Source organism: Streptomyces sp. GQ60, assembly GCF_059758875.1.
On record NZ_JCAXEG010000003.1, the window covers coordinates 572,750 to 598,945 of the forward strand.

Genomic DNA, 26,196 nt, shown 5'->3' on the forward strand with positions numbered 1-26,196 from the left:
ATAGATGGGGTCTGAGTCGGGCCGCGTCAAACGCGGCGAGCAGAGCAGGATTTCCCAGTGGCTGCGCCGCAAGCCGAAACCCGACGCCGAGGACCCCGCACGGGAACGCGAAGCCCTGCTGCTGGCCGTCGCCGCGGCGGGTCTGCCGATCTCGCCCGCCGCGCATCCCGCCGGCTACCGGTGTTCGTGCGACCGGATCGGCTGTCCGACGCCCGCACGACACCCCATCTCCTTCGCCTGGCAGACGCAGTCCACGACGGACCGCGCGCAGGTCGAACGCTGGGCGCGCAACCAGCCCGCGGCCAACTTCATCACCGCGACCGGCATGGTCCACGACGTGCTGGACGTCCCCCTGGAAGCCGGGCACAGCGCGCTGGAGCGCCTGCTGGCCGCCGGCATCGAGGTCGGCCCGGTCGCCGAGTCCGGCGGTACGGGCGACCAGGCCCGGATGCTCTTCTTCACCGCGACCCGGGGGACGCCCGAGGACGAGGACGAGTGGTGGCCCTGCGAACTGGACTGCCACCCCGAGACGATGGACGAGCACCCCGGGCTGCGCTGGCACTGCCGGGGCAGCTACGTACTGGTGCCGCCGGCCGCCCTGCCGGGGGACCTCTCGGTGACCTGGCTCCGCGGCATGGAGCATCCGCTCGTCGATCCGCTGACCCTGCTGGAAACCCTCACGGACGCGTGCGCCACCTACGCCGGCGCCTCGGACCACACCCCGGCCGCGGTCGCCTGGCCCCTGGGCCGCTGACGGCTGCCGCCCGGACCTGACCGGCCCGGCGCCGCCGAGCCCCGGGCGGGCGGCCTCCGCGGGGCGTATCCCCGACCCCCGCGCCGCGTGGGCCCACGACTGCGGGTAGGTCGGCCCTGCGGGGGCGAAGTCCCCTACCCGCCCTTCCACCGTTCCCCGGGCGCTGCCCGGACCCGGTCCTCAGGCGCCGGACGGCTGAAGGGCCTCGAAGCTGCCCGGGTCGGGGACGGGGGCGGGGTGGGGCGGGGTGTCGGCCGGGGCCCCACTCGCAGCCCCAGATCAGTGGATCTGGGTGACCACCACGTCGAGGGACCATGGCTTGCCCGGCTTCGCGGGGGCTGCGGCCTCCACCGTGAAGCCCAGGTCCCGCAGGGCCGTCACCAGCTCCGCCGGGGACGCGGGGACGGCGCCCGCCGACAGCAGGTCGCGGACCAGGCGGCCCTTGGTGGCCTTGTTGAAGTGGCTCACCACCGACCGCTTCTCCACCCCGTCCACCATCTGGGAGTGCAGCACCCGGACCGTGGCCGTGCGGCCCGCCACCTCTCCCTTGGGCTTCCACGCGGAGGCGTACGCCGAGGACCGCAGGTCCAGGACCAGCCCCTCCCCCGCCGCCTCCGGCATCACCGACGCCATCGGTTCGCGCCAGAACGCGCCCAGCGCCCCCAGCCCCGGCAGCTTCACGCCCATCGAGCACCGGTAGGAGGGGATGCGGTCCGCGACCCGGACCGCTCCCCACAGGCCCGAGAAGACCAGCAGGGATTCCCCGGCCAGGGACGCCGCCGCGGGCGAGAGGGTCGACAGGCCCAGCGCGTCGTAGAGGACGCCCGTGTAGATCTCCCCGGCCGGGCGGGCGACCGCCGTCGGCAGCTCCGCGTTCTTGGCGACCTCGCCGCGCAGGCCCTCGCTCAGGCCGAGCACCTCGCGGGCCTTCAGCTCGTCGCCCGCGCACAGCTCGACCAGCTCCTCCAGCACCGCGGCCCGGGCCGCGGCCAGCCCCGGCAGCGAGAGCGTCTCCGGCTTCAGCGGTGCGCCGGAGCCGCCGGCGGCCTTTCCTTCGGACGGCGGCAGCAGCACGAGCACGGTGGTTCTCCTTCGGACGGGCGGCACAGCAGCGGGGGTGCGGCCCCCGACCAGGGTAGACGGCTCGCCGTGCCGCCCGGGCCCACCGGCCGTAGGGGGTGTCTTGCCGATCAGGCCGGGCTCGCGGTGTCTGGTGCCGCGCCCCGCCGCCTTCTCGTCGGTCGACGACGCTCCGCGTCGCCTCCCTCCTCGGCCTTGCGACGCACGACACCAGACACCGCTCCCTGATCCGGCCTGATCGGCAAGACACCCCCTAGGCTCGGCTCATGCCACGCCGTCATATGATCATGACCGGCGCAGACGGGGCTGCTCTGCGGGCCGCGCTGCGTGAACTGCGGACGAAGCTGGAGGTGCCGGAGGAGTTCCCGGCGCCCGTACTCGCCGAGGCCGAGCGCGCGGTACGCGGCCCCCTCCTGCCGGACTTCGACGCCACCGACATCCCCTTCTTCACGATCGATCCGCCGACTTCACGCGATCTGGACCAGGCCATGCACCTGGCGAAGCGCGCCTCCGGCGGCTACCGGGTCCACTACGCCATCGCCGACGTCGCCGCCTACGTCACCCCCGGCGGCGCGATCGACACCGAGGCCCACCGCCGGGTCACCACCCTCTACTTCCCCGACGAGAAGGTCCCCCTGCACCCGGCCGTGCTCTCGGAGGGCGCCGCCAGCCTGCTCCCCGACCAGACCTGCCCGGCCCTGCTGTGGCGGCTCGACCTGGACGCCGAGGGGCGGGTGGAGAGCACCGGGGTGCGCCGCGCGCTCGTGCGCAGCCGGGCCAAGCTCGACTACGGCGGCGTCCAGAAGGCCATCGACGCGGGCACCGCCGAGGAGCCGCTGGCCCTGCTGCGGGACATCGGGCGGCTGCGCGAGGCCCTGGAGGCGGAGCGCGGGGGGATCTCGCTGAACGTGCCCGAGCAGGAGATCGTGGAGCACGGGGGTTCGTACAGCCTCGCCTACCGGGCTCCGCTCCCGGCCGACGGCTGGAACGCGCAGATCTCCCTGATGACCGGCATGGCGGCCGCCGAGCTGATGCTCGCCGCCGGGACCGGCATCCTGCGGACCCTGCCGTCCGCCCCCGACGGAGCGGTCGGGCGGCTGCGCCGGGCGGCGAAGGCCCTGCGGATCGAGTGGCCGCACCACGTCCCGTACGCGCAGCTCGTGCGCGGGCTCGATCCGCACCGGTCCGCCCACGCCGCCTTCCTCCAGGAGTGCACCACCCTGCTGCGCGGCGCCGGCTACACGGTCTTCACCGGCGGCGAGTCCCCGGACCCCGTGCTGCACGCCGCGGTCGCGGCCCCGTACGCCCACTGCACCGCGCCGCTGCGCCGGCTCGTCGACCGGTACACGGGCGAGCTCTGCGTGGCGGCCGTCGCCGGGACCGAGCCCCCGGGGTGGGCGCTGGAGGCGCTCGACGCCCTGCCGAAGGAGATGTCGGACGGAACCCGGCTGGCGAACTCGGCGGAGCGGGAGTCCGTGGACCTGGTGGAGGCGGCGCTGCTCAAGGACCGCGTCGGGGAGACCTTCGAGGCGACGGTCATCGACGTCAAGGACCGGGAGCCGCTGGTCGGCACGGTCCACCTGGCGGACCCGGCGGTGATCGGCCGCGTCGAGTCCGCCTCGGCGGAGCTACCGCTGGGCGACCGGATCAGGGTCCGGCTGACGGAGGCGGATCCGGGGCGGGCGAAGGTGCTCTTCGTGCCGGCCTAGGGCGTCTCTTTCGGATCTTGCCGTCAGGCCCGCGTCGTTCGGTGCCGTGCCTCGCCGCGCTGCCGGGGCTCCCGCGTACTGGACGTACTCGGGTGCCCCGGCAGTGCGGCGAGGTGCGGTGCCGGGCGGCGCGGGCCAGGCAAGATCCGAAGGAGACGGCCCAGGCCGGCGCGGAGTGCGGGCGTCGGCGGTGGACGCTCCGCGCTGCCGTCGGGGGTGATCCGCTGGCGGGGGTGATCCGCTGGCGGAACGCTCTGGTCATCGCGTCCCGTGACCTGGCATCATCGGCCGACCGCGCGGTATCACCGGCCGCGCAACAGCGGGGGGAGGGACCGGACATGGGCTCGGTCGACGTCTTCGACGTACGCGCGATGCCCGCCGCCGCGGGCCGCCGATCGGCGCGCCGCCGCCCGCCGGCCGCCGCACTGCGGTCGGTCATCATCAACTACACGGGGTTCCACACCGAGTTCACCGCCCCGAGGCGCCGCCTGGAGCTGCCCACCGGCTGCGTGACGCTGGTCTTCAACTTCTCCGAGGGCCTGTGGGTCTCCCGTACGGAGGACCTCGCCGAGGCCCGGCCGCGGCCCGCCGCCCGGGCCATGATCAGCGGCCCGCGCACGGTGCCGGCGATCGGGGTGCACGCGGGGGTCGTGCACGGGCTGGAGGTGAACATGACCCCGCAGGGCTGCTACCGGCTGTTCGGCATCCCGATGTGGCACTTCGAGGACGCCCACGTGGACCTGGTGGAGGTGCTCGGACCGCAGGGCGGCCACCTCACCGAACGACTCCGGGCGCTCCCCTCCTGGACGGAGCGCTTCGCCCTGCTCGACGCGCTGTTCCACGCCCGCCTCGACGGCGGCCCCCGCACCGCGCCCGAGGTCGACGGAGCCCTCTCCGGGCTCTGGACGGACAGCGGCTCCCTGGCCCGGGTGAGTGCCGCGACGGGGTGGAGCGCCCGGACCGTACGGGCGCGGTTCCGCGAACAGGTGGGCCTCTCCCCCAAGGCCATGGCCCGCGTGTTCCGGCTGCAGCACGCACTGCGGATGCTGGCGGCGGGAACGGCGGCCGCACAGGTGGCGGCGGCCTGCGGCTATCACGACCAGGCGCACCTGAGCCGCGAGGTGAAGGCGATGACGGGGCTGCCCCCGTCCCGGTTCGTCCTGCTGCGGGGCGGCCTGGCGCCGGGTTCGGCCCTGGACCGGATGGCGGGCCGGGTCAGCAGCGTGATGCTGGCCGGCTAGGCCGGCTCTTTCGGATCTGGCCGTCAGGCCCGCGTCGTCCGGTGCCGTGCCTCGCCGCGCTGCCGGGGCTCCCGCGTACTGGACGTACTCGGGTGCCCCGGCAGTGCGGCGAGGTGCGGTGCCGGGCGGCGCGGGCCAGGCAAGATCCGAAAGAGGCGGCCCAGGCCGGCCGCCGCGCCCGGCGGGTCGCGGCCCGGGGCGCGCCTCGGATCGCGTCCCGGGGCGCGGCGGACCGTGCCGTCCGGCGGCGGCTCCCCCGTTGGATTCCGCCGGACCCCGCCGGCGGGCGTCGGCTCCCGTCGGCGAGCGGTTCGCCCGCCCTGGGCTGAGGACCCCCGTACCCCAGCCCGCGGGCGAGCGCTCCGCCCCCCTGGTCCTGCGTCTGGAGCCTGCCGCCGTGGCGGCATCGCGACTCCTCCCCCTTCCGTCCTGCGCCCACCGGTTCCGCCGCTCAGTCGGCTAGACGCGGTGCGTCGAGCGATTGAGCGCCGCTCCATCTAGTGGGCTAGACGGCTGGACGAAGATACGCCGCGGCACACATGCCCTGTCAAGGTCCCGCGGGGCACCCCGAGGGCAATATGACGTGGGTCACATTCCCCGGGGTCCGCTAGCTGGGTAGACGCACTTCGTTGCACTGTGTGGCGAAAGCCATCTAGGCCAGTAGATAATGCCGGTGATGATTTAGTACTGGACCATCGGATCCAGCAGCAGACGGGAGCAGTGACGGTGATGGGTGAGGAGACCCCCACCGGCCGGCGGGACACCATGGGTGACCGCCTCGGCTTCTTGATCGAGACGATCCATCCGGCGGGCCGCGGTCCGTACACGTACCAGGAGATCGCCGAGGGCACCAAGAAGCTGTCCGGACCCTCCGTCTCGCACGGCACCGTTCAGACCATCCGCCTGAACAACAACCCGAACCCGGGCATCGACTCGATCCGCGCGATCGCCAACTTCTTCGGCGTCACCGTCGGATACCTGGCCGACGGCGAGAACGCCCAGGCGATCGAGCAGCGGATCGAGGAGCGGATCATGCGGCTGCGCGAGGAGATGGGCAAGGCCGCCGCGGCCGACGAGTTCGCCCAGGTCCTCGAGGACGAGCAGGTCAAGGCCGCGGCCTTCCGTCTCAGCGGGTTGTCCGCCGGGTCCATGCGGTCCGTCACCGGCTTGATCAAGCAGCTCCGGAAGGCCGAAGGGCTTCCGGATGTGAAGCCGCGGCGCCGCCGCGGCAAGGAGTCCTGAGGCGCGAATCGGCCACGCACCTCACCCGAGCAGTCGTATTCCGGCCACCGACCCGCCCTCAGTGAGCCCCTGCTGCGCTTCCGGTTACTCTCAAACCCGATCGGGTGTGCGGACTGGGCGACGACGGCGGGGAGGGCGACCATGCGCTGGTGGAAGCGCGCCGACGCGGAGTGCGCCGCCGTCGCGGACCGGCTCGTCATCCCCCGGCCGTTCGACCTCGAAGCCTTCTGCGAGGGCATAGCCGCGCAGCGCGGCCGGCCGCTGATCCTGCTGCCCCTCGACGGCCCCCCCGACCCGGCCCTGCCCTGCGGGATATGGCTCGGACTGGACGTCGCCGACCTCGTCTTCTACGACGCCGTCGCGGCCGAGATCCTCAAGGTGCAGATCGTCCTCCACGAGATCTCGCACATGCTGCTCGGCCACGTCGCTCCCGAACTCGACATCCCCGAACAGGCGTCGGACCAGGAGATCGCCCGGGCCTCCGAGCACTTCCAGCGCCTGCTGACGCGTACGCACACGGCCGTCTCCGGACTCGACCGCCCCGAGCTGCCCGTGGCCGAGATCATCCGCACCGAGGCGGCCCGGATCAGGAACGTCGCCCGCGTCAGCGAATCGATCGACGAGGAACTCGGCCTCGACATCGACCGCCTGGCGCACCTCATGGGGCGGAGCAAGTTCGCCAGCCCGCAGGAGCGGCAGGCCGAGACCCTGGCCACGCTCATCCACGAGCGGGCCGGCCGCTACCACACGACGCAGTCGACCTCCAGTGAGGCCGAGGACCGTCTCGTGCGGCTCCATGACGCCCTCGGGCACCCCGTTCGGAATACGTGGTCGTGAAGTGAAACACCTCGAAATCGCCATCCTGGCCATGCTCTGGACGGTGACGGTCTGGCGCGCCCCCTCCGCCGTCCGCTCGGTCAAACAGCGGGCCCTGTGGACGGCCTTCGCCGCCCTGACCGTCTCCATGACGCTCCGCCTCCCCGGCGTGATGCGCACCCTGGACGACTGGGCGGGAGTCAACAACCTCTCCACCCTCTTCAAGCACTGGCTGGGCATGATCGCGGCCGGCGCGGTCGTCGACTTCGTCGTCGCCATCGCCCGCCCGGAGACCGGCCGCCGGCTGCGGGCCCGCCACTACGCCGCCCTGACCGCGATGACGGCCATGGCGGTGCTCTTCGTGTTCTTCGTCCCGCGGCCCCGCGAGATGACCGACTTCTTCGAGGAGACCGCGGGCAACGGCTGGGCGACGGTCTACTACCTCCTCTTCGTCGTCTACCTCGGCATCGCCATGGCCACCGCCACCTGGCTCTTCTGGGGCAGCGCCCGGCACGCCAGCGCCCTGTGGCTGCGGACCGGCGTCCGCCTCATGGGCATCGGAACCGCCGTCGGCGTGCTCTACACCCTGCTGCGGGCCGGGTACATCGCGAGCCGTCTCGCGGGCCTCACGGACGACACCAGCGACACCGCGGTCGACAACGTCACGGACGCCCTGAAGTACCTGGCGATCGGCTTCATCCTCATCGGGAGCAGCATCCCGGCGTTCGGCGTGGCCTGGCGCACCGTCCAGGACGGCCGCCACCACCGGCAGCTCCAGCCGCTCTGGCAGGACCTGACCGCGGTGACCCCCGACATCGTCCTGAAGACCGGAGTCCTGCGCAGCCCCCGCCTGCGGCTGTACCGGCGGGTGATCGAGATCCGCGACGCCGCCCTGACCCTCGACGCCTACACCGCCGGCGACGTCCGCGAGCGCGCGCACCGCGCCGCCCTGGAGGCCGGATTCGACCCGGCGACGAGCCCGGCGGCCGAAGCCCTCTGGCTGCGGGCGGCCCGCGAGGGCAAGGCCCGCGGCGTCCTGCCGGTCCGCGGCACGCAGGAGCCGGCGGCCACCGTCGGGACCGACGAACTCGACTTCAGCACCGAAGTACTGCGACTCATCCAGCTCGCCCGGATCTACCACTCCGCCGTGGCCGACGACTTCCTCACCACGACCAGCCAGGAGGCGACGGCGTGACCGCCACGCTCACCCAGCCCACCGAGTCCCGATCCGCCCGCCTGATCACCGACGGGCTCGATCCCAAGACCTGGATCATCGCCGACACCGTCCTGATCGGCTGGCACACCGCCGGCCTCGCCGGGATCGGCTGGGGACTCCTCGGCTGCCTGTTCGCCGCCGTCATCCCGCTGGTCTTCATCAAGTACGGCATCCGGCGCGGCCGCTGGGCCGACCGGCACGTCGGCCAGCGCCAACAGCGCATCACCGTGATGGTGTTCATCATCGGCTCGGTCGCCACCGGCATCCTGCTGATGGCGCTCCTCGGCTCCCCCCGCACGATGATCGCGCTGATCGCGGCCATGCTGGTCACCCTCGCGGCCCTGCTCGCCGTGACCCCCGCCTGGAAGATCAGCGTGCACGCGGCCGTCTCCTCCGGGAGCGTCGCCATGCTCGCCATGACCTACGGGCCCTGGCTGCTGCTCGCCTACCCGCTGGTCGCCGTCGTCGGCTGGTCCCGGGTCGAGCTGAAGGACCACACCCTCGCGCAGGTCGTCGTGGGCGCCGCGGTGGGCGCGGCCGTCGCGGCCGCCACCTTCGCGCTGGTCCGCTGAGCCGGGCGCCCGCCCCACTGTTTTCGAGCCGTGCCGTTTTCGACAAGACAGGCGCGCTCCGGCTTGTCACGCTCGGCGCACACGGTCGGCACTGCGACAGCCCGTCACGGGGGTACGGGCTGCCGCAGTGCGTCGACCAGTGCGCGCGGCTCGTCCGCGTGGAAGCGGATGACGCGGGCCTCGGCGCGGGCGCCGAGCGGGCGGCGGAAGGCGAGCGGGCGGGTCAGTTCCACGGTGACGGTGGTCTGGCTGCCGACGATCAGGTCGAGCACCCCGTCCTCGGAGAGGGTGACGAGCCGTCCCTCGGGGTAGCGCCGGTCCACCCGGACCGAGGCCAACGCGTCCCGCGGGACGGTCAGGTCGAAGAGGGCTCCGTAGCGGATGCGCAGGGTCCCGTCGGAGCCCACCACGTGCGGCCGGGTGACGCAGGCCGCGTGCAGCGCGAGCATCAGCAGCACCCCGTACACGTCGAGGACGAGCACCACCCGGTGGACGGCCGGCCAGGGGATCAGGAAGGCCAGCGCCACCGTCTCGATCAGCGACACGAACACCAGCCCGTACATCATGGCCGTCTGCGGTCCGGTGTACGGGGCCGCGTGGTCTCCGGCGCGGGCCCCGTGCGGCGGCCGCCGCAGCGCCCAGCGGGCCAGCGAGGCGGACGCGCGCAGCTCGTGGAGCACGAGGCGGCGCACGGTCACGGGGACCACGGCCCGTACGGCCTCGCGGCGGGCCTCGCCCGGGTCGGTGCCGCGGGCGCGCGAGGCGGCGTACAGGGAGTACAGGACGCCCGCCTCCAGGAGGAGGACCGCCGGCACCACCGCTTCGGCGGCGGCGAGCACCCAGCCGGGCGGGCGCACTCCGGCGGCCACGCAGACCACCAGCGCCAGCTCCGCGGGGAGCACGGCGGCCACCCCGGTCCGTGCCGCCCGGATCGCGCTCATTCCCGGCCCCGCTTCGTCCGCCCGGCGCTGTCCGTGAAGGCTTCCGTCACCCGGCGGACGACCTCCGCCTGCGCCGGGGCGTACTCGGCGAGCAGGGCCTCCAGGAAGCCCGGCACCGCCCGCGGCCCGGCGGCCCCCTCCGTCGCCGCCACCGCCGCGAACACCTCGGCGGGCACCGCGGCCACCAGTTCCCCGGCGAGCGGCCCGATCCGGGGATCGTCCTCGGCCGCGTCGGCGAGCTCGTCGAGCCGCTCGTACAGCGCGAGCACGGCCGGATCGGCGGCGACCGTCCCGAGCAGGGTGTAGAGCTCCTCCCCCACGGCGCCCGAGGCGTCGAGCAGGCTCAGGTGCTCGCGGTCGAGCGCGGCGGACGGCGAGGCCGTCGCGGGCGCCCTGGCCAGCAGCTCCGCGAGCACGGGCGACACGGGCTCGGTCTCCCCGGGCGGGGCGGCGAGCAGCACGGCGAGGCGCCGCCTGCGCTCGGCCAGTTCGGCCTGCTGGCGGGCGAGGTCGGCGTCGAGCTCGGCCAGTACCTCGGCCGGCTCGCGCCCCGCGTCGTCCGCGAGCACGTCGCGCACCTCGTCGAGGCTGAGCCCGAGCTCGGTCAGCCGGCGTGCCCGGGCCAGCCGGACGGCGTCGCGCACGCCGTAGGCGCGGTAGCCGTTGGGGCGCCGGTCCGGCTCGGGGAGCAGGCCGACGTGGTGGTAGTGCCGGATCGCCCGGGTCGTGACCCCGACGAGCGCGGCGATCTCTCCGATCCGCACGGGTCCAGTAGAAACCCTGCCGTTGCGTCAAGGTCAAGCCGTGATGACGCAGCCGGTACGATGGGCGGCACGACAGACGAGTCGGCCGGGCGGCCGCGTCGGGATCCCCGGATCCCGCCGAGGAACGTCCGGGCTCCACAGGGCAGGGTGGTGGCTAACGGCCACCCGGGGTGACCCGCGGGACAGTGCCACAGAAAACAGACCGCCTGGGGCTTCGGCCCCCGGTAAGGGTGAAACGGTGGTGTAAGAGACCACCAGCGCCTGAGGTGACTCAGGCGGCTAGGTAAACCCCACCCGGAGCAAGGTCAAGAGGGGCCGTTTCCGAACGGCCCTGCGCGAACGTTCGAGGGCTGCCCGCCCGAGTTCGCGGGTAGACCGCACGAGGCCGGCGGCAACGCCGGTCCTAGATGGATGGCCGTCTCCCCGGCGACCGCGAGGTCACCGGGTGACAGAACCCGGCGTACAGGCCGGCTCGTCTGTCGGCGAACAGCCCCCGCTCACCCGTTCGTTCGGGGCGGGGGTTTCGTCGTACCGGTGGCGCCGCCGTTGGTCACGCCTCCCAGTGGGCCCGGTAGCGGGGCCGGTAGGGCTCGATGACCGTCTCGGCGTCGTACAGCGCGGCACGGCAGGCGGCACGGGCCCGTGCCCGGGAGCCGCGCTCCGCGGAAGCGGCGGCCTCGGACAGGGATCCCGCGAAGGCGCAGCAGTACCGCCGGCTGTCGAAGGCGCGCCGGATCTCCCGCGGTTGCGGGCGCCGGCCTTGTTCCGCCGCGGTACGCAGCTCCGCGGCGGAGTACCGCAGGCTGCGCAGGTCGACGCGGCGCCAGGGCCCCCTGTACGGACTCCGGCCGGGGATGTCGTGCTCCGCGCGCCGCTGGGCGGCGAACGGGGTGCGCTCGGCGGGAATGTGGTGGGCGGTGCGGGACACGGAGAGCCTCCAGTCGCACCCCAGGGCCTTCCTGGGTGCTACCGGAAGCCGGACGGGTACAGCTGCACGGGGCCCCTCCTCCTGTCCGCACGTGACCCCGTTCTACCAAACGGCGGCGCGCTGCGGCGCGGGGATTGCGACGAGGCCCCCCGCCCGGTCGGGGCGGGGGGCCTCGTCGTGCGGCCGGGCGCGGTGGCTCAGCGCAGGTGGGACGTGTCGTTCAGGAGGCGGACCGAAGCGTTGCCGTCGGCGTAGTAGGCGACCGCCGACAGGGAGGCCGCCGACAGCTCCATGCGGAACAGGGCCTCCGGCGGGGCGCCCAGTGCCAGCCGGACCAGGATCTTGACCGGCGTCACGTGCGAGACCAGCAGGACCGTGCGGCCCGCGTGCTCGGCGAGCAGCCGGTCCCTGGTCGCCGAGATGCGGCGGGTGGCCGAAGCGAAGCTCTCGCCGCCGCCCGTGGGGGCGGCCCTCGGGGAGTCCAGCCACGCCTGGAGGTCCTCGGGGTGGCGCTCGCGCGCCTCCGCGAAGGTCAGCCCCTCCCACGCGCCGAAGTCGACCTCGCGCAGGCCCTCTTCGACGGTGACGGTGAGCCCGAGCCGGTCGGCGACGGCCTGCGCGGTCTCCCGGCAGCGCCGCAGCGGGGAGCTGATCACCGTCTGGACGGTGCCGCGGGCCGCCAGCGACTCCGCGACCGCGGCGGCCTGGCGGCGGCCCGCCTCGGAGAGCTCCGGGTCGCTGCCGCCGCTGCCGGAGAACCGCTTCTGCGGGGTCAGCGCGGTCTCTCCGTGGCGCAGCAGCACGAAGGTGGCGGGGGTCCCCATGTCGGGGCCCCAGCCCTGTCCCGCAGCGGGGGCGGAAACGGTGCCGGTGGACGCGACGGTCCCGGCGGCCTCGGCAGCCGTGTCCGGCCCGGAAGCGGGGGCCGCCGGGGTCGCCGGGACCGTCGGGAACTGCGCCGGGGCGGCGGCGGGCACCGGGCCCGCCAGGTCGGCCGGGTCCCCGAACAGGGTGTCGGCGCCGGCCGGTGCGGAGCGGGCCGTCCCGCCCGCAGTAGAGCCCGCCCGGGTCCGCGTACCACCGCCGGAGGCCAGCGCGGCCCGGACGGCCGCGGCACCCTTCGCCGCGTCACCCGGAGGGCCCGCCGGCGGGGTGGCGGCCAGGGCGCGGGCCGCCGAGGCGTCGAGGGCGGCCGAGGAAGCGGAAGGCTCCCACTGCTTGCCGCGCTTGCCCGCGTCCATCGCCTCGTTCGCGAGCCGGTCCGCGTGCTTGTTCTTCTCCCGCGGGATCCACTCGTACGTCACCTGCGCGCGCGGCATGGCCTTCGCCGCCTCCGCCGCGAGCGGCTTCATGTCCGGGTGCTTGATCTTCCAGCGCCCCGACATCTGCTCGACGACGAGCTTGGAGTCCATGCGTACGAGGACCACCGCGTCCGGGTCCAGCTCGCGGGCGGCCTTCAGCCCGGCGATGAGGCCCTTGTACTCGGCCACGTTGTTCGTCGCGACGCCGATGTACTCCGCGCGCTCGGCCAGCGTCTCGCCCGTCACCGGGTCGAGGACGACGGAGCCGTAGCCGGCGGGCCCCGGGTTGCCCCGGGAGCCGCCGTCGGCTTCCACAACGAACCGCGGCATCAGATGCCCGCGTCGGCCATGCGGACCAGGATGCGGCCGCAGCTCTCGTGCCGGACGACCTCGTCGCGGGCGGCGGCCTTGATCTCGTTGACCTCGGCGAGGTCGAGCTCCAGGCGGCAGCCCTCGCAGCGGCGCTGCGACAGGCGGGCGGCGCCGACGCCGCCCTGCTTCACGCGGATCTTCTCGTACAGGGCGATCAGCGCGGCCGGCATCGTGGTGACGATGACCTCGCGGTCCTTGGCGATGCCCGCGACCTCGGCGTCGATCTCGCCGGTGGCGGCGTCGCGGCGCGCGGTGGCGTCGACGAGCTTGGCCTCCAGGGAGGCGACCCGGTCGGTGAGCTCGGTGACGCGCTCCTGCGCACCCTCCAGACGCTCCATGACCTCCAGGACCACGTCCTCCAGGTCACCCTGGCGCTTGGCGAGGGAGACGACCTCGCTCTGCAGGTTGGCCAGGTCGCGGGCGGAGATGCCCGCGCCCGAGTCGAGGCGGGCCTGGTCGCGGGCGGCGCGCTGGCGCACCTGGTCCACGTCCTGCTCGGCCTTGGTCTGCTCGCGGGCGGCGTCGGTGGCCTGCGTCTGGGCGGCGACCAGGAAGTCGCGCTGCTGGGCGAGGTCGCTGGTCAGCGAGTCGACCTCGGCGTGCTCGGGGAGCATCTTGCGCTTGTGGGTGAGCTGAGACAGCCGGACGTCCAGGGCCTGGACGTCGAGAAGTCGGATCTGGTCGGCGGGCTCGGCGTTCAGTTGGGGGCTCCAGGGTGAGAAGGGGATGTCACGGACGGCGCGTGCGCCGTCCACGGGTCGGTGGCCGTGCGCGAGACGTGGGTCCGCAGACCCCAGCCGTTGCGCTCGGAGATGGCGTCCAGCTGGGCCGCGGCCTGCTCGCACCAGGGCCATTCGGTCGCCCAGTGGGCGGCGTCGACGAGGGCGAGCGGACTCTGCTCGCGGGCCTCGGACACCGGGTGGTGGCGCAGGTCGGCGGTGACGTACGCGTCGACACCGGCGGCCCGGACCTGCGCGAAGAGGCTGTCGCCGGAGCCGCCGCTGACCGCGACGGTACGGATCATCGCGTCGGGGTCACCGGCCACCCGGATGCCCTGCGCGGTCGGCTGGAGCCAGGCGGCGACGCGCGCGGTGAACTCGCGCAGCGTCTCGGGGCGGTCCAGCTCGCAGAGGCGGCCTAGGCCCCGGCGGCCGGCGGGGTCGCTCGGGTCGGGGACCAGCGGGCCGGTGACGCGCAGGTCGAGGGCGCCGGCGAGGGCGTCGGAGACGCCCGGGTCGGCGGTGTCGGCGTTGGTGTGGGCGACGTGCAGCGCGATGTCGTTCTTGATCAGCGTGTGTACGGCCCGGCCCTTGAAGGTGCCGGCGGCGACGGTGGTGGTGCCCCGCAGGTAGAGGGGGTGGTGGGTGACGAGCAGGTCGGCACCCAGCTTCACCGCTTCGTCGACGATCTCCTGGACGGGGTCGACGGCGAACAGCACCCGGGAGACCTCGGCGTCGGGGTCGCCGCAGACCGTGCCGACGGCGTCCCACTCCTCGGCCCGCGAGGGGGGCCACAGAGCGTCCAGCGCGGCGATGACTTCAGAGAGACGGGGCACAGGCCAAGGCTACCGTCCGTGGCGACCGGCCCGGCGCTCCGATCCCGGCGGAACCGGGGCGGGAGCGCGGGGCGGGCCGGGGCGGGAGCGCGGGGCGGGCCGGGGCGGGAGCGCGGGGCGGGCCGGGGCGGCCCGGCCGGCTACTTCACGAGGAACCCGCGCAGGTCGTCGAGGACCTTGTCGGCGGCGGTCACGCCGAGGCCCAGGTACCAGGTCTCGTCCGGGACGTCCTTGGCCTGGCCCTGCTTCACGGCCTCCAGGCCCTTCCACAGCGGGTTGGCCTCGGCGGAGTCGCGCTTGGTCTTGTCCTTGGCCCCGTAGACGCCGGTGAAGATCCAGTCGGCGGCGGCCTCGTCCATGCGCTCCGGGCTGATCTCCACCGCGAGGTCCTCGACCTGCTGGTTCTGCGGGCGCGGGATGCCGGAGTCCTTCAGGATCGTGCCGATGAAGGAGGCGCCGGCGTACAGCCGGGTCTTGCCCGGCATGTAGCGCAGCATCGTGACGGTCGGCTTCTTCTCGCCGAGGTCCTCGCCGAGCTTCGCCGCCTTGGCCCGGTAGGCGTCGAGCTTGGCCTTGGCGTCGGCCGTCTTGTCGAGGGCGGCGGCGTTGAGGAGGTAGTTCTCCTTCCACGGGAAGCCGGGGCGGATGGAGAAGACGGTCGGGGCGATCTTCGAGAGCGCGTCGTACTTGTCCGCGGAGCGGAGCTGGCTGCCGAGGATCAGGTCGGGCTTGAGGGCGTTGATCGCTTCGAGGTTGAGGTTGTTGATGGTGCCGACGGACTTGGGCTCGCCCGCGTCCTTCTTCAGGTACGCGGGGACGCCCTCGTCGCCTTCGGTGGGCGCGTAGCCGACCGGCTGCAAGCCCAGCGAGACCACGTTGTCGAGCTCGCCGACGTCGAGGACGACGACCCGCTTGGGCGCGGCCTTGAGCTCGGTGGAGCCCATGGCGTGGGTGACCGTGCGCGGGAACTGTCCCGCGGCGGCGGTGGTCCCGAAGGCCGCCGTCTGCTTCGCCGCGTCGGAGAAGTCCTTGCCGCCCTGGGCCGCGGCCTTCTTCTCGGTGCCCCCGGCCGGGGCCTCCTTGCCCGGCGTCGCGGCCTTGTCGTCCTGGCCTCCGCAGGCGGTGAGGACGAGTGCGGCGGCAGCGGCCAGGGCGACGGCGGCAGATCCGCGGCGTCGGAGGGACATGGGACGTCTCCTGAGGGTGGGGAGCGGGCGGCACGCCAAGAGAACCGAATGGTCCGCATTAGCGGGTTAGGTGTACCTAACCAGGTCCCTCACCCTAAACGCCCTGGTATCGCACAGCACAATCGCCTCCCCCTCCACAGCCGAACCGCCGCCCGGCCACCCGTATGTGTGAAGCGGGGATTGTCGCGTTGTCCGGGGGGAAGCTCGATCACTACGTTCCTCGGCGGAGGTGCTCGCAGATGACTGTCTGTGCCATCGAGAAGACCAGCGCGACCCCGTTCACCATCGCCGCGGACGGGTCCTACGCCGCCCGGCTGGCCGGGGACGGCGAGGCCCGTTATCCGGAGCGCTGGACGCTGACCGGGCCCGAGCCGTACGCGGTGCCCCTGCCCCTCGCGCAGCCCGAGGAGGCCGACAGCGAGGTGCTGCCGCTGGCCGACGGGCGGGTGCTGATCCACCGTCGGGTGGCGGAGCGGCACGCCTTCGCGCTGCTGTACCCGACGGGCGGCGGCGAGGCGGGCGCGGGGCCCCGGACCGGAGAGCTGCAGCTCGGCGCGATCCCCGTGGTGGACGGCGTACGGGTCACCCTGCTGCCCCCGTCACCGGACGGGCACGGGGCCTTCGCCCTGGCCGTGGGGGCCGCGTCGACCACGGTGTGGCAGGTGGCCGGGGTCCCCTTCGGGCCGGAGCGCGTCGCCCGGATCCCGGGGCGGTGTTCGGGCGGGGTATGGCTGGACCGGACCGGCCGGCTGCTCGCACTGGACCGCGAACTGGACGGCCTTGACGGGCCGGTGACCAAGGCCGTGGCCGTGGACCTGCGGCGGGCCGGGGAGATCTCGCCGCTGCTCCAGATCGCGGAGGCCAGCAACGACCGGCTGCTCCTGGCCGACCCCGACAGCGGGCTGCTGCTGATCCGCTCGGACGCGCCGGGCGAACCCCGGCTCGGCTGGGGGGTCCTGGGCAGTGCCCGCCCGGTCCGCTTCCCGGAGTGCCTGCGGGCCGTCGGGGCCACGGCGACGCCGTTCGCGGTGCAGCCGGGGCAGGTGCTGATGCCGGAGAGCTGCGGGGTGGCCCTGCGGGTGGACGAAGCCGGCGACGGCTACGGCGGCGCCGTGGCCGGGCTGGCCCTGTGGCGCCCCGCCGACCGGCACGTGTTCCGGCTCGGCGCCCCGGCCGGCTGGCTCGGCGCGACGGGCCGCTGGACCCCGGAGGGCCGCCTGCACCTCCCGTACGCCACCCCCGAAGTGCCGTGCGGACTCCTGGGCATGACCCTCCCGGTCGCCCCTCCCCCGCCCGTCCGACTGGACCCCATCCCCCTCCCGCCCGCACCCGCCCGGCCGGTCCCCTTGCAGCAGGCCCCGCTGGGGTGAGCGTCTCCGGGTTCCGGGCGTCTGCTATCCAAGCCCGGTGACGAACTCCAAGCCCTACGACGCGGTCCTCTGCGACCTCGACAACGTGATCCGCTTCTACGACACGGCGCACGTGGCCGAACTGGAGGCGTCGGCCGGCCTCGCGCCGGGCACGACCTCGGCGGTCGCCTACGCACCGGCCCTGGACGGGCCGCTGCTCCTGGGGCTCACGACCCCGGAGCAGTGGGTCCACGCGATCGCGGCCGAGCTCGCGCAGGACGACAGGGTGTCGTCGGCCCGCGCGGACGAGCTGGCCCGGGCCTTCGCCGGGTCGCCGTTCTCGGCCGACGGGACGGTGGTGGCGATGCTGCGCCGGCTCCGGGCATCGGGCACGCCGCTGGTCCTGGTCACCAACGCGACCCTCGACCTGGAGGACGACCTGGAAGCGCTGGGGCTGGCGGACCTCGCCGATCACGTGGTCAGCAGCGCCCTGGTGGGCGTGGCCAAACCCGACCGGGAGATCTACGAGATCGCCGCCGGGCGGGCGGGAGCGGCCGTGGACCGGTGCCTGTTCATCGACGACCGGCTGGAGAACATCGAGGCCGCCGTGGCGCTCGGAATGACCGGCGTGCACTACCGGGAGCCCGCCGACCTGCACGGGCCGCTGGCCTTCGCGCTCCTGCGGTGACCGGTGGGCGGGCGCGCCTGCGGGACGGCGGGTCCGATGACCCGCCGCCCCGTGGGGACGGTGTCAGCCGTCGTGCTTGAGGCCGAGGACTTCGGCCGCCGCGAAGGTCTCGTTCGGCGGGCGGGAGTCGTAGTGCGGGGTGAGGACTTCGTCGAGTTCCTCGTAGGAGAAGGACTCCTTGGTGGTGTCGAACTTCGCCGCCACCTTCGGGCGCTCCATGACGACCACGATGCCGCCGTGGACGACGAACAGCTGCCCGTTGGCCTTCGCCGAGGCCGGTGAGGCCAGGTAGCCGACCAGCGGGGAGACGTGCTCGGGGGCGAGGGCGTCGAGCTTGCCCTCCTCCGGGACCTGGAAGCCCGCGAAGACGTCCTCGGTCATCCGGGTCCGGGCGCGCGGGCAGATGGCGTTGGCCGTCACCCCGTACTTGGCGAGCGCCAGGGCGGTGGACGTGGTCAGGCCCACGATGCCGCCCTTGGCCGCCGCATAGTTGGGCTGGCCGGCGGAGCCGCCGAGGAAGGCCTCGGAGGAGGTGTTGATGATCCGGCCGTAGACCGGCCCGCCGGCCGCCTTGGAGCGTTCGCGCCAGTGCACGGAGGCGAAGTGTGTCGTGTTGAAGTGGCCCTTGAGGTGGACCCGGATGACCGAGTCCCACTCCGGCTCCGACATCGAGAAGACCATCCGGTCGCGCAGGATGCCCGCGTTGTTGACCAGGATGTCGAGCTTGCCGAAGCTGTTCACCGCCAGCTCGACCAGCTCGCGCGCCTGCTCGAAGTCGGCCACGTCGCCCAGGTGCGCCACCGCCTGTCCACCCGCGGCCCGGATCTCCGCCGCGACCTCCTCCGCCGGAGCGGCCGAGGCCTCGCCGGAGCCGTCGCGGCCGGGCTGCCCGAAGTCGTTGACGACCACGCTCGCGCCGAGCCGGGCGAGTTCGACCGCCTCGGACCGGCCGAGGCCGCGGCCCGCCCCGGTGACGATGGCGACGAGTCCCTCAAGTGGCAGTGACATCCGTACGGTTCCTCTCGAAACGGGTCAGAGTTCGATGCAGGTGCGCAGGGCCACGCCCGTACGCATCTGGTCGAGCGCGTCGTTGATCTCGGCGAGCTGCACGCGGTGCGTGATCAGGCCCGCCAGGTCCACCCGGCCGGCCCGCCACAGCGCGATGGTGCGCTCGTAGGAGCGGAGCACGTCGCCGCCGCCGTACATCGACGGCAGGATCTTCTTCTCGTCGAAGAAGAGGGAGAACATGTTGATCGAGTAGTTGTCGTCGAGGGCGCCCGCGCCGACCACGACGACGGAGCCTCCGCGGCGGGTCATGTCGTAGGCGGTCTTCGTGGTCGCGGACTTGCCGACGACCTCGAAGACGTAGTCGAAGCCCTCGCCCGCGGTGATCCGGTTCTTGGCGTCGGCGAACTCCTCCGGGGAGACCGCCTCGGTGGCGCCGAAGCGCAGTGCGGCCTCGCGCCGGGAGGCGACGGGGTCGACGGCGACGATCTGGGCCGCGCCCTGCACCTTGGCGCCCTGGATGACGGAGATGCCGACGCCGCCGCAGCCGATGACGGCGACCGAGGAACCGGCCTCCACCTTGGCGGTGTTGATGGCGGCCCCCAGGCCGGTGGTGACTCCGCAGCCGATCAGGGCGGCGATGTCGAACGGCACGTCGTCGGGGATGGGAACGGCGCAGCCCGCCGGCACCACCATCTCCTCGGCGAAGGTGCCGGTGCCCGCGAAGCCGAAGATGCTGCTGTCGCCGCGCTGGAAATTGGGGGTGGCCACGTTGCCGAAGGCCTCCAGGCACAGGTGGCCCTGGCCGCGCCGGCAGGAGGGACAGTGGCCGCAGGGCGGGAGCCAGCAGACCAGGACCCGGTCGCCGATCGTGTGGCTGGTGACGCCGTCGCCCACGTCGGTGATCACGCCGGAGCCCTCGTGGCCCGGAATGAAGGGGGCGGGCTGCGGGAGGACGCCGCTCATCGCGGAGAGGTCGGAGTGGCACAGGCCGGTGGCCTTGACGCGGATCTTGACCTTGCCGGGGCCGAAGCCCACGGCCCGCATGTCCTCGACGACTTCGAGCTTGTCCTGGCCTATCTCGCTCTGGAGTGCTGCGCGCACGGTGCGGCTCCTTCTGTGTGTCTGCGGCTGCGGGGTTTCGCGTGCTTCGGCTGCCGGGTCCGCTCGGCCTCGTTCGACTCGGCCTCGTTCGGCTCGGCCGTGTCCGACTCAGCCGTGTTCGACGACGGTGTCGGCGAGGACCGGGGCGTCGTCCCGGTCGGCGGCGCTCACCGTGACGAGGACCCGGCCGGGCTCCTGCCACATCCGGATCCGCAGGGTCTCGCCGGGGAAGACGATCCCGGCGAAGCGGGTGCGGTAGGAGCGGACGCGGGACACGTCGCCGTCCAGGACGGTGTCGACCACGGCCTTCAGGGTCATGCCGTACGAGCACAGGCCGTGCAGGATCGGCTGGTCGAAGCCGGCCATCTTGGCGAACTCGGGGTCCGCGTGGAGCGGGTTCCAGTCTCCGGAGAGGCGGTACAGCAGCGCCTGCTCCTCGCGGATCTTCCGCTCCTCGATCCGGTCGGGCGCCCGCTCGGGCTGCTCCGCCTTGACGGAGGGGCCGCGGTCGCCGCCGAAGCCGCCTTCGCCGCGTACGAAGATCGACGCGTCGGAGGTCCACAGCGGCCCGTCGGCGTCCGCGACCTCGGTGCGCAGGACGATCACGGCGGCCTTGCCCTTGTCGTAGACGGCGGCGACCTTGGCGGTGGAGGCGGCCCGTCCCGTGACCGGAATGGGCCGGTGCAGCTCGATGGACTGGCTGCCGTGCAGCACGTTGGCGAGGTTGACCTCGATGCCGGGCGCGGCGAGGCCGCCCATCATGGCCATGCCGGCGCCGGCGACGGTCGCGAAGCTGGGGAGCACGTGGAGCTTGGACTCCAGGGTGTAGCGCAGCTCGTCCGGGTCGGTGGCGGCCCCGGGGTTGTTCGGGGAGGTCCCCGCGCCGAGTCCGAGGTGGTAGAGCTGGATGTCCTTGTGGTCCCAGGCGATGTTCCCCCGGCGGGGTTCGGCGGCGAGGGCCTTGGCGGCATCGATCGGCATGGGCGTGCTGCTCCCTGTGTTGGAAACACCGTCTTCGGGGCACCGGCTGCGCGGCACCGGTCGTGAACCGGCCGTACGGCACCGACTGTGCGAGCGCGGCGCCTTGGAAGACCTCGGCGCGGCCGTCCGCACCGTCGGCCGCACCGAGGTCGTATGCGGGACCGGCACTCTAGAACGCGTTCTAGGTTGCCGGTGAGGGAATGTATAACGCACGCCCCAGCACTTGGGAAGACCGCTGACTACACGTCAGATGTGCCTCCCCGGCGGGCCGGTCGGAGCCACCCGGCCTCCCTCCCGCCCGCTCACCGGCCCGACCGCCGCGCCGAGCCCCTGAACAGCAAGGTCACCCGGAGATGCCGCGCCGACCACCGCGCGGCGGGACGGGACCCCGCGGCTGGTGCCCGTCGCCGCCGTCTGTTTCTTCGCGGCGCTGTTCGGCGCGTGGCACGCCTGAGGGCCTACTCTGACCAGGTGGACGAAATGCCCGTTTCCCTGCGCCCTGCCCGATCCCTGCGGGTGTTCCTGGACCCGCCGAACCCGGCCCTGGCGGTCCTCCTCGGCCTCCAGCCGGACATCGAGGTCGTGGCTTCGGCGCTGGCCCGCCCGGCGGTGGCGCTGACGGAGTCGGTGGACCGCGTCCCCGTGCTCCTGGCGGAGGACCCGGAATGCCGGATCCTGGTGATGACGGGCTCCGCCCATCCGGGGCTGCCGGAGGCCGCGCTCGCCGCCGGCGCGGCGGGCCTGGTGCTGCGGGACGGCCCCGTCGAGGACCTCGCGGACGACATTCGCCGCGCCTCCCGGGGGGAAACGGTGGTCGACCCGGCGCTGGAGGCCCCGCAGGCGCCGCAGGCCTCGTAGACCTCGCAGGCCTCAGAGGCCCTGCCTGCCCGACATGCGCCCGCCCCGCGGATCCTTCCGGAGGATCCGCGGGGCGGGCGGGGCCGTGAGCGCGTGGACGGCGTGGAGGGCGGACTCAGCCGGCGGCGGGCGCCGTCCAGTCGTCGACCGTCCGCGACGGGTCCAGCGCGACCGGCAGGCTCTCCAGGCCGCGGAAAGCGGGGAAGGGTCCCTTGAGCCACTCCTCGCGGCCCGCCTCCGGGGTCGCCAGGACCATGTCGGGGAACCGGTCGAGCAGGGCCGTCAACGCGGTCTCCAGCTCCATGCGGGCGAGCGGGGCACCGAGGCAGTAGTGGGGGCCGTGCCCGAAGCCGAGGTGGGTGCTCTGCAGCCCCTTCCGGGTCACGTCCAGGGTGTCCGGTTCCGGGAACTTCTCCGGGTCGCGGTTCGCGGAGGAGATCGCGATCTGGACCAGCGAGCCCCGGGGGATGGGCACTCCCCCGATCTCCAGGTCCTCCAGGGCGTAGCGGAACGTGGAGGTCTCCACGGAGCACTCGTACCGGACGAGCTCCTCGACCGCCTGCGGCAGCAGCCCCCGGTCCGCCCGGACCAGGGCCAGCTGGTCCGGGTGGGAGAGCAGGGAGAAGACCGCGTTGCCGATCTGGTAGGTGGTGGTCTTGTGACCGGCGAAGAGCAGGACCCACATCATCGAGACGAGTTCGTCGTCGGTCAGCGCCCCTTCCTCGTGCTGCGTCCGGATCAGCACCGTGAGGAAGTCGTCCGCGGGTTCCGCGCGCTTGCGGGTGACCAGACCGGTGAAGTAGTTCCGCAGCCAGTGCTCGGCCGCGGCCAGGTCATCGGCCATGTCCTTGCTGAACCGGGACCGCGTGACCTGCCCGAACCACTTCAGGACCTGGGTGCGCTCGTCCCCGACGATGCCGAGCAGTTCACAGATGACCATGACGGGGAGCGGCAGGGCGAAGGAGGTCATCAGGTCGACCGGGGCGTCCGTCGGGCACTCGGCCAGCAGTTCGCCGGCGAGCTGCTCGATGCGGGGGCGCAGGAGCTTGACGTGGCGCGGGGTGAAGGCCTCGTGGGCGATGTGCCGCAGCCGGGTGTGCCGAGGGGGGTCGGCGAAGATCAGGTTGTCGTCGAGGGCGTCGCAGGTGTCGCCGAAGACGGCGTGGTAGATGTCGATGCCCTCGTGCATGTCCTTGCCGATGCGCGGATCGGACAGCGCGAGCCGGGCGTCGTCGTACCGGGTGACGAGATACGTGTCCACCCCGTGGCGCGTCGTCAGCTTGCAGACGGGGGCCTGCTCGCGCAGCGACCGGTAGACCGGGTAGGGGCACGTGCGGTACTCCGGCGTGCCCATGGACACCGCCGCCACGGCTGCGTCGACGGGGATGCCGACGGGAAGGCCGTCACTGACTGCCACTGCGGGTTCGGTCGTCACGGGCTCAGACCTCTCGTGGGGCTCGACTGTCCAGCCACCTGACTCCCTCTGCCCGGGGGCCGAAAAACGCCGGGAAAGACGGATTACCCCGTTCGGGGCCGAAACTACGCCCGCCTGAGCGGATCGGCCGGGTCCCCGTCCTGTCCCGCGAGCACCCGCGCGGGGCGGCCGTAGGGTCCCCCCATGCCGGACATCGCAGACCTCACCCCGCCGGACGACGGCAGTCGCCACCGGATCGACGTCCACCACCATTTCTGCGCCCCGGAGTGGCTGGAGTGGGCCGAGGGCCAGGGCCTGGTGAACCGGAAGGCCCTTCCGCCGTGGGCGCGCTGGGACTCCGCGGCGGCCCTGGACCTGATGGACCGGGCCGGGATCGCCACCGCCGTCCTCAAGCCGATGCTGCCGGCGCGGTACGCGACCTCCGCGCAGCTCCGCGAGGCCACGGCCGTCACCCTGCGGGCTGCGGCGGAGGTGGCGGACGCGCATCCGGGCCGCTTCGCGTTCCACGCCCCGCTGTTCCTCGACGACCCGGAGGTCTCGCGCTGGGCGCTGCGGCGCGGGCTCGACGAGCTGGGGGCGGTGGGGGTGAACGTGACGGCGAACTACGGGGGCGTCTACCTGGGCGACCCCTCCTACGACCCCCTCTTCGCCGAACTCGACGAGCGGTCCGCCGTCGTGGACACCCATCCGCACAACCTGCCGCTGCCCGGCGGGGGCGCGGCCGGAGGACCGGCGGCGGTGGCCGTTCCGGGGATCCCGAACTTCCTGTGCGACTTCCTCCTGGACACGACGCGGGCCGCGCTGAACATGATCCACAAGGCCACCCTGGACCGGTTCCCGAACCTGTCGGTGATCCTGCCGCACGCGGGCGGCTTCCTCCCCCACATCGCCACCCGCGTACAGGCCTTCGCGGGCGCGCTCACCCCGTCCGTGGAGCCGGCGGTGGTCCGGGACCACCTGCGCCGCTTCTACTACGACACGGCCGGACCCATGTCCCCCGCGGGCACCCTGCTCGCGATGGCGGACCCCGACCGCATCCTCTTCGGCAGCGACTGGCCCGCGTGCCCGGCGGAGATGGTCACGGACATCGCCCTGCCGGCGCTGGCGGACGACCCCGCGCTGACGCCGGCGCACCGCCGCGCGGTCAACCGGGACAACGCGCTGCGCTTGATGCCGAGCCTGGCTCCGCTGAGCCCGGCCCGCGTCTGACCGCCCGCCTCGGCCGTAACCCCGTTCTCGGCCGTACCCGGTTCTCCGCGGAGTCTAAGATCCAGCCGACGGTCATCACAGCGCAACGACCGGTCCTCGACGAGAGATGGGAAGGCTGATCGTGGCCCGTTACATACGCGTGGGAGCGGTTCTGCTCATCGGGGGCCTGATCGCGGGCGGCACGGTGTGGGGCGGGGTGACGTTCGCCGAAAGCATGGAAGCCGAACTCCGCGACCCCGCCGCGGTTGCCACCGCGGCCCCCGCCAAGCGGCCCGCCGGTGACGTCCTCACCGATGCACAGCGCGCCGGCCTGGGGCCCGCCGTCGCCACCGGCCGCGAAGGCAGCGAGAAGGTCGCCACCGCGCACCAGGCGGTGTGGGAGGACGAGGACATGCGCCTGGCGAAGATCCCCGTCGTGCTCACCAACCCCGGCGATGTGCAGCAGCGCGTCGAGACGGGCCTGAGCGTGTACTCCGCACGCGGCGAGGCGTCCACGTCGCTGTGGGAGGGAACGGTGGACTCCGGCGGTGAGCTGGCCCCCGGCACGTCGGTGGTGACCTACGTGACCGTGCAGTCCGTACGCGACCTCGCGGCGTTGCGGATCGAGCTCCGGCGGACGTCCGGCGAAGGCTGACCCCGCCGGACCGCGCGGTCCCGGCACGGCGGCGGAGCTACTTGCGCAGGAGCGTGACCACCGCCGCGCCGCCCAGCCCTATGTTGTGCGCCAGGGCCACCCTCGCCCCGGGGACCTGTCGGGGGCCCGCCTGGCCGCGGAGCTGCCAGACGAGTTCCGCCGCCTGCGCCAGGCCCGTGGCGCCCAGGGGGTGGCCCTTGGAGATGAGGCCGCCCGAGGGGTTGACCACCCAGCGGCCGCCGTACGTCGTCGCCCCCGACTCCACCAGTTCCCCGGCGCCGCCGTCCTCGCACATGCCCAGCGCCTCGTACGTCAGCAGCTCGTTGATCGAGAAGCAGTCGTGCAGCTCGATGACGTCCACGTCCGCGATCCCGAGCCCGGAGGCCGCGAAGACGGCCCGCCCCGCCGCCGCCGTCATCGGTTTGCCGACCGCGTCGATGCAGGAACCGGAGGAGAAGGACGCCTCCGTGTCCGTGGTCATGGACTGCGCGACGATCTCCACCGCCCGGTCGGCCAGCCCGTGCCGCTCCACGAAGCGTTCCGATACGACCACGGCCGCCGCCGCCCCGTCCGAGGTCGGCGAGCACTGGAGCTTCGTCAGCGGCTCGTGGATCGTCTTCGCCGCGAGGATCTCCTCCACCGTGTACACGTCCTGGAACTGCGCGTTCGGATTGTTCGCCGAGTGCCGGTGGTTCTTCGCCCCGACCGCCGCCAGCTGCGCGGCCGTGGTCCCGTAGAGCTTCATGTGCTCCCGCGCCGCGTTACCGAAGATCTGCGCGGTCGGCGGGGACATCTCGAAGCCGTGGCCGGCGGCCATGATCCCGTAATGGCGGGCGACCGGGGAGGTCTTGAATTCATCAGCGGCTCCGCCGCGGGCCCCTCCCTCGGAACCGCCGCCCAGCGCGCCGCGCTTCATCTTCTCGAAGCCGAGCGCCAGCACGCAGTCGTTGATCCCGCCCTCCACGAACTGCCGGGCCATCATCAGCGCCGTCGATCCCGTCGCGCAGTTGTTGTTGACGTTGTAGACGGGGACCCCGCTCAGCCCCAGCTCGTACGCGGCCCGCTGGCCGGCCGTCGAGGCCTGGAAGCAGTAGCCGACCGGGACCTGCTCGACGAGCCCGTAGTCGATGCCCGCGTCCGCGAGCGCCGCCTCGCCGGCCTCCTTCACCATGTCCCAGTACTGCCAGTCCCTCGACTCCGGCTTCTCGAACTTCGTCATGCCGACGCCCACGATGTACGACTTCATGTCTGACCC

The 26,196-nt window shown here is 73.3% G+C and carries 25 protein-coding genes and 1 other RNA gene; 13 read left to right on the top strand and 13 right to left on the bottom strand.

Annotated features, from left to right (window positions below; all coding sequences use genetic code 11):
• Positions 1 to 4: 4 nt before the first annotated feature.
• Positions 5 to 754 (top strand): bifunctional DNA primase/polymerase, encoded by a 750-nt coding sequence (locus AC6CKD_RS11205; RefSeq protein ID WP_498326857.1) that lies wholly within the window; start codon positions 5 to 7, stop codon positions 752 to 754.
• Positions 755 to 1,033: 279 nt separating this feature from the next.
• Here the strand turns inward: AC6CKD_RS11205 and yaaA are convergent, their stop codons facing one another.
• Positions 1,034 to 1,834 carry a peroxide stress protein YaaA gene (gene yaaA / locus AC6CKD_RS11210; protein WP_498326859.1) on the bottom strand — a complete coding sequence of 267 codons (801 nt, stop codon included), beginning with the start codon at positions 1,832 to 1,834 and terminating at the stop codon, positions 1,034 to 1,036.
• A gap of 266 nt (positions 1,835 to 2,100) precedes the next feature.
• Between yaaA and AC6CKD_RS11215 the strand changes: the two genes are divergently transcribed.
• The 6 genes from AC6CKD_RS11215 to AC6CKD_RS11240 all read left to right on the top strand — a co-directional run bounded on the left by AC6CKD_RS11215 (position 2,101) and on the right by AC6CKD_RS11240 (position 8,630).
• Complete coding sequence (locus tag AC6CKD_RS11215; RefSeq protein ID WP_498326860.1) at positions 2,101 to 3,543, top strand: RNB domain-containing ribonuclease; 1,443 nt, start codon at positions 2,101 to 2,103, stop codon at positions 3,541 to 3,543.
• 338 nt (positions 3,544 to 3,881) lie between these two features.
• A complete protein-coding gene (locus tag AC6CKD_RS11220; RefSeq protein ID WP_498326861.1) occupies positions 3,882 to 4,784 on the top strand; it encodes an AraC family transcriptional regulator in 903 nt (300 codons plus the stop codon).
• A gap of 729 nt (positions 4,785 to 5,513) precedes the next feature.
• On the top strand, positions 5,514 to 6,026 hold the full coding sequence (locus tag AC6CKD_RS11225; RefSeq protein WP_478688777.1) for an XRE family transcriptional regulator: 513 nt from the start codon (positions 5,514 to 5,516) through the stop codon (positions 6,024 to 6,026).
• 141 nt (positions 6,027 to 6,167) lie between these two features.
• Positions 6,168 to 6,863 carry a hypothetical protein gene (locus AC6CKD_RS11230; RefSeq protein ID WP_498326862.1) on the top strand — a complete coding sequence of 232 codons (696 nt, stop codon included), beginning with the start codon at positions 6,168 to 6,170 and terminating at the stop codon, positions 6,861 to 6,863.
• Between the two features lies 1 nt (position 6,864).
• Positions 6,865 to 8,037: an MAB_1171c family putative transporter gene (locus AC6CKD_RS11235; protein ID WP_498326864.1), complete on the top strand. Its 1,173-nt coding sequence runs from the start codon at positions 6,865 to 6,867 to the stop codon at positions 8,035 to 8,037.
• Positions 8,034 to 8,630 carry a hypothetical protein gene (locus AC6CKD_RS11240; RefSeq protein ID WP_498326865.1) on the top strand — a complete coding sequence of 199 codons (597 nt, stop codon included), beginning with the start codon at positions 8,034 to 8,036 and terminating at the stop codon, positions 8,628 to 8,630. Before AC6CKD_RS11235 ends, AC6CKD_RS11240 begins: the two co-directional genes overlap by 4 nt.
• Before the next feature lie 104 nt (positions 8,631 to 8,734).
• Here the strand turns inward: AC6CKD_RS11240 and AC6CKD_RS11245 are convergent, their stop codons facing one another.
• Positions 8,735 to 9,571, bottom strand: coding sequence for a hypothetical protein (locus tag AC6CKD_RS11245; RefSeq protein WP_498326867.1), 837 nt, complete (start codon positions 9,569 to 9,571; stop codon positions 8,735 to 8,737).
• On the bottom strand, positions 9,568 to 10,335 hold the full coding sequence (locus tag AC6CKD_RS11250; protein ID WP_498326868.1) for a MerR family transcriptional regulator: 768 nt from the start codon (positions 10,333 to 10,335) through the stop codon (positions 9,568 to 9,570). Before AC6CKD_RS11250 ends, AC6CKD_RS11245 begins: the two co-directional genes overlap by 4 nt.
• A 77-nt stretch (positions 10,336 to 10,412) precedes the next feature.
• Between AC6CKD_RS11250 and rnpB the strand changes: the two genes are divergently transcribed.
• An RNA gene (gene rnpB, locus AC6CKD_RS11255) (RNase P RNA component class A) lies at positions 10,413 to 10,814 on the top strand.
• Between the two features lie 71 nt (positions 10,815 to 10,885).
• Here rnpB and AC6CKD_RS11260 read toward each other — a convergent pair.
• From AC6CKD_RS11260 to AC6CKD_RS11280, 5 genes are all read right to left on the bottom strand, one after another.
• Entirely contained in the window at positions 10,886 to 11,263 is a 378-nt protein-coding gene (locus tag AC6CKD_RS11260; RefSeq protein ID WP_498326870.1) for a hypothetical protein, read from the bottom strand.
• Between the two features lie 197 nt (positions 11,264 to 11,460).
• A complete protein-coding gene (locus AC6CKD_RS11265) occupies positions 11,461 to 12,894 on the bottom strand; it encodes a bifunctional RNase H/acid phosphatase (RefSeq protein WP_498326872.1) in 1,434 nt (477 codons plus the stop codon).
• On the bottom strand, positions 12,894 to 13,637 hold the full coding sequence (locus tag AC6CKD_RS11270) for a zinc ribbon domain-containing protein (RefSeq protein WP_498326962.1): 744 nt from the start codon (positions 13,635 to 13,637) through the stop codon (positions 12,894 to 12,896). The genes AC6CKD_RS11265 and AC6CKD_RS11270 overlap by 1 nt, the downstream gene beginning before the upstream one ends.
• On the bottom strand, positions 13,634 to 14,491 hold the full coding sequence (locus AC6CKD_RS11275; RefSeq protein ID WP_498326873.1) for a Nif3-like dinuclear metal center hexameric protein: 858 nt from the start codon (positions 14,489 to 14,491) through the stop codon (positions 13,634 to 13,636). Before AC6CKD_RS11275 ends, AC6CKD_RS11270 begins: the two co-directional genes overlap by 4 nt.
• 140 nt (positions 14,492 to 14,631) lie before the next feature.
• Positions 14,632 to 15,678, bottom strand: coding sequence for an ABC transporter substrate-binding protein (locus AC6CKD_RS11280; RefSeq protein WP_498326875.1), 1,047 nt, complete (start codon positions 15,676 to 15,678; stop codon positions 14,632 to 14,634).
• Positions 15,679 to 15,917: 239 nt separating this feature from the next.
• Here AC6CKD_RS11280 and AC6CKD_RS11285 point away from each other — a divergent pair, with 239 nt between their 5' ends.
• On the top strand, positions 15,918 to 17,048 hold the full coding sequence (locus AC6CKD_RS11285) for a hypothetical protein (RefSeq protein WP_498326877.1): 1,131 nt from the start codon (positions 15,918 to 15,920) through the stop codon (positions 17,046 to 17,048).
• Positions 17,049 to 17,085: 37 nt separating this feature from the next.
• Positions 17,086 to 17,715, top strand: coding sequence for an HAD family hydrolase (locus AC6CKD_RS11290; protein ID WP_498326878.1), 630 nt, complete (start codon positions 17,086 to 17,088; stop codon positions 17,713 to 17,715).
• A 63-nt stretch (positions 17,716 to 17,778) separates the two neighbouring features.
• Here AC6CKD_RS11290 and AC6CKD_RS11295 read toward each other — a convergent pair whose 3' ends face one another.
• The 3 genes from AC6CKD_RS11295 to chsH3 form a co-directional block, all read right to left on the bottom strand.
• On the bottom strand, positions 17,779 to 18,723 hold the full coding sequence (locus AC6CKD_RS11295; protein ID WP_498326880.1) for a 3-oxoacyl-ACP reductase: 945 nt from the start codon (positions 18,721 to 18,723) through the stop codon (positions 17,779 to 17,781).
• A gap of 24 nt (positions 18,724 to 18,747) precedes the next feature.
• Positions 18,748 to 19,824 (bottom strand): Zn-dependent alcohol dehydrogenase, encoded by a 1,077-nt coding sequence (locus AC6CKD_RS11300; RefSeq protein ID WP_498326882.1) that lies wholly within the window; start codon positions 19,822 to 19,824, stop codon positions 18,748 to 18,750.
• Between the two features lie 108 nt (positions 19,825 to 19,932).
• Positions 19,933 to 20,805 carry an enoyl-CoA hydratase ChsH3 gene (gene chsH3 / locus AC6CKD_RS11305; protein WP_498326883.1) on the bottom strand — a complete coding sequence of 291 codons (873 nt, stop codon included), beginning with the start codon at positions 20,803 to 20,805 and terminating at the stop codon, positions 19,933 to 19,935.
• 480 nt (positions 20,806 to 21,285) lie between these two features.
• On the opposite strand from chsH3, the gene AC6CKD_RS11310 reads away from it, so the two are divergent.
• Positions 21,286 to 21,663 (top strand): response regulator, encoded by a 378-nt coding sequence (locus AC6CKD_RS11310; protein ID WP_498326963.1) that lies wholly within the window; start codon positions 21,286 to 21,288, stop codon positions 21,661 to 21,663.
• A 115-nt stretch (positions 21,664 to 21,778) separates the two neighbouring features.
• Here the strand turns inward: AC6CKD_RS11310 and AC6CKD_RS11315 are convergent, their stop codons facing one another.
• Positions 21,779 to 23,017, bottom strand: a complete 1,239-nt coding sequence (locus AC6CKD_RS11315; protein WP_498326964.1) for a cytochrome P450 family protein — start codon at positions 23,015 to 23,017, stop codon at positions 21,779 to 21,781.
• A 264-nt stretch (positions 23,018 to 23,281) separates the two neighbouring features.
• Here AC6CKD_RS11315 and AC6CKD_RS11320 point away from each other — a divergent pair, with 264 nt between their 5' ends.
• Positions 23,282 to 24,307, top strand: coding sequence for an amidohydrolase family protein (locus AC6CKD_RS11320; protein ID WP_498326885.1), 1,026 nt, complete (start codon positions 23,282 to 23,284; stop codon positions 24,305 to 24,307).
• 121 nt (positions 24,308 to 24,428) lie between these two features.
• Positions 24,429 to 24,941 carry a hypothetical protein gene (locus AC6CKD_RS11325; protein ID WP_498326886.1) on the top strand — a complete coding sequence of 171 codons (513 nt, stop codon included), beginning with the start codon at positions 24,429 to 24,431 and terminating at the stop codon, positions 24,939 to 24,941.
• 37 nt (positions 24,942 to 24,978) lie between these two features.
• Here the strand turns inward: AC6CKD_RS11325 and AC6CKD_RS11330 are convergent, their stop codons facing one another.
• On the bottom strand, positions 24,979 to 26,187 hold the full coding sequence (locus tag AC6CKD_RS11330) for a lipid-transfer protein (protein ID WP_498326887.1): 1,209 nt from the start codon (positions 26,185 to 26,187) through the stop codon (positions 24,979 to 24,981).
• Positions 26,188 to 26,196: the final 9 nt, after the last annotated feature.

Bases quoted from the DNA above. Each gene is read 5' to 3' on its own strand.
- AC6CKD_RS11205 (WP_498326857.1), top strand. From the start codon at position 5: ATGGGGTCTGAGTCGGGCCGCGTCAAACGCGGCGAGCAGAGCAGGATT.
- AC6CKD_RS11215 (WP_498326860.1), top strand. From the start codon at position 2,101: ATGCCACGCCGTCATATGATCATGACCGGCGCAGACGGGGCTGCTCTG.
- AC6CKD_RS11220 (WP_498326861.1), top strand. From the start codon at position 3,882: ATGGGCTCGGTCGACGTCTTCGACGTACGCGCGATGCCCGCCGCCGCG.
- AC6CKD_RS11225 (WP_478688777.1), top strand. From the start codon at position 5,514: ATGGGTGAGGAGACCCCCACCGGCCGGCGGGACACCATGGGTGACCGC.
- AC6CKD_RS11230 (WP_498326862.1), top strand. From the start codon at position 6,168: ATGCGCTGGTGGAAGCGCGCCGACGCGGAGTGCGCCGCCGTCGCGGAC.
- AC6CKD_RS11245 (WP_498326867.1), bottom strand. From the start codon at position 9,571: ATGAGCGCGATCCGGGCGGCACGGACCGGGGTGGCCGCCGTGCTCCCC.
- AC6CKD_RS11265 (WP_498326872.1), bottom strand. From the start codon at position 12,894: ATGCCGCGGTTCGTTGTGGAAGCCGACGGCGGCTCCCGGGGCAACCCG.
- AC6CKD_RS11280 (WP_498326875.1), bottom strand. From the start codon at position 15,678: ATGTCCCTCCGACGCCGCGGATCTGCCGCCGTCGCCCTGGCCGCTGCC.
- AC6CKD_RS11285 (WP_498326877.1), top strand. From the start codon at position 15,918: ATGACTGTCTGTGCCATCGAGAAGACCAGCGCGACCCCGTTCACCATC.
- AC6CKD_RS11295 (WP_498326880.1), bottom strand. From the start codon at position 18,723: ATGTCACTGCCACTTGAGGGACTCGTCGCCATCGTCACCGGGGCGGGC.
- chsH3 (WP_498326883.1), bottom strand. From the start codon at position 20,805: ATGCCGATCGATGCCGCCAAGGCCCTCGCCGCCGAACCCCGCCGGGGG.
- AC6CKD_RS11310 (WP_498326963.1), top strand. From the start codon at position 21,286: ATGCCCGTTTCCCTGCGCCCTGCCCGATCCCTGCGGGTGTTCCTGGAC.
- AC6CKD_RS11315 (WP_498326964.1), bottom strand. From the start codon at position 23,017: ATGGGCACGCCGGAGTACCGCACGTGCCCCTACCCGGTCTACCGGTCG.
- AC6CKD_RS11320 (WP_498326885.1), top strand. From the start codon at position 23,282: ATGCCGGACATCGCAGACCTCACCCCGCCGGACGACGGCAGTCGCCAC.
- AC6CKD_RS11330 (WP_498326887.1), bottom strand. From the start codon at position 26,187: ATGAAGTCGTACATCGTGGGCGTCGGCATGACGAAGTTCGAGAAGCCG.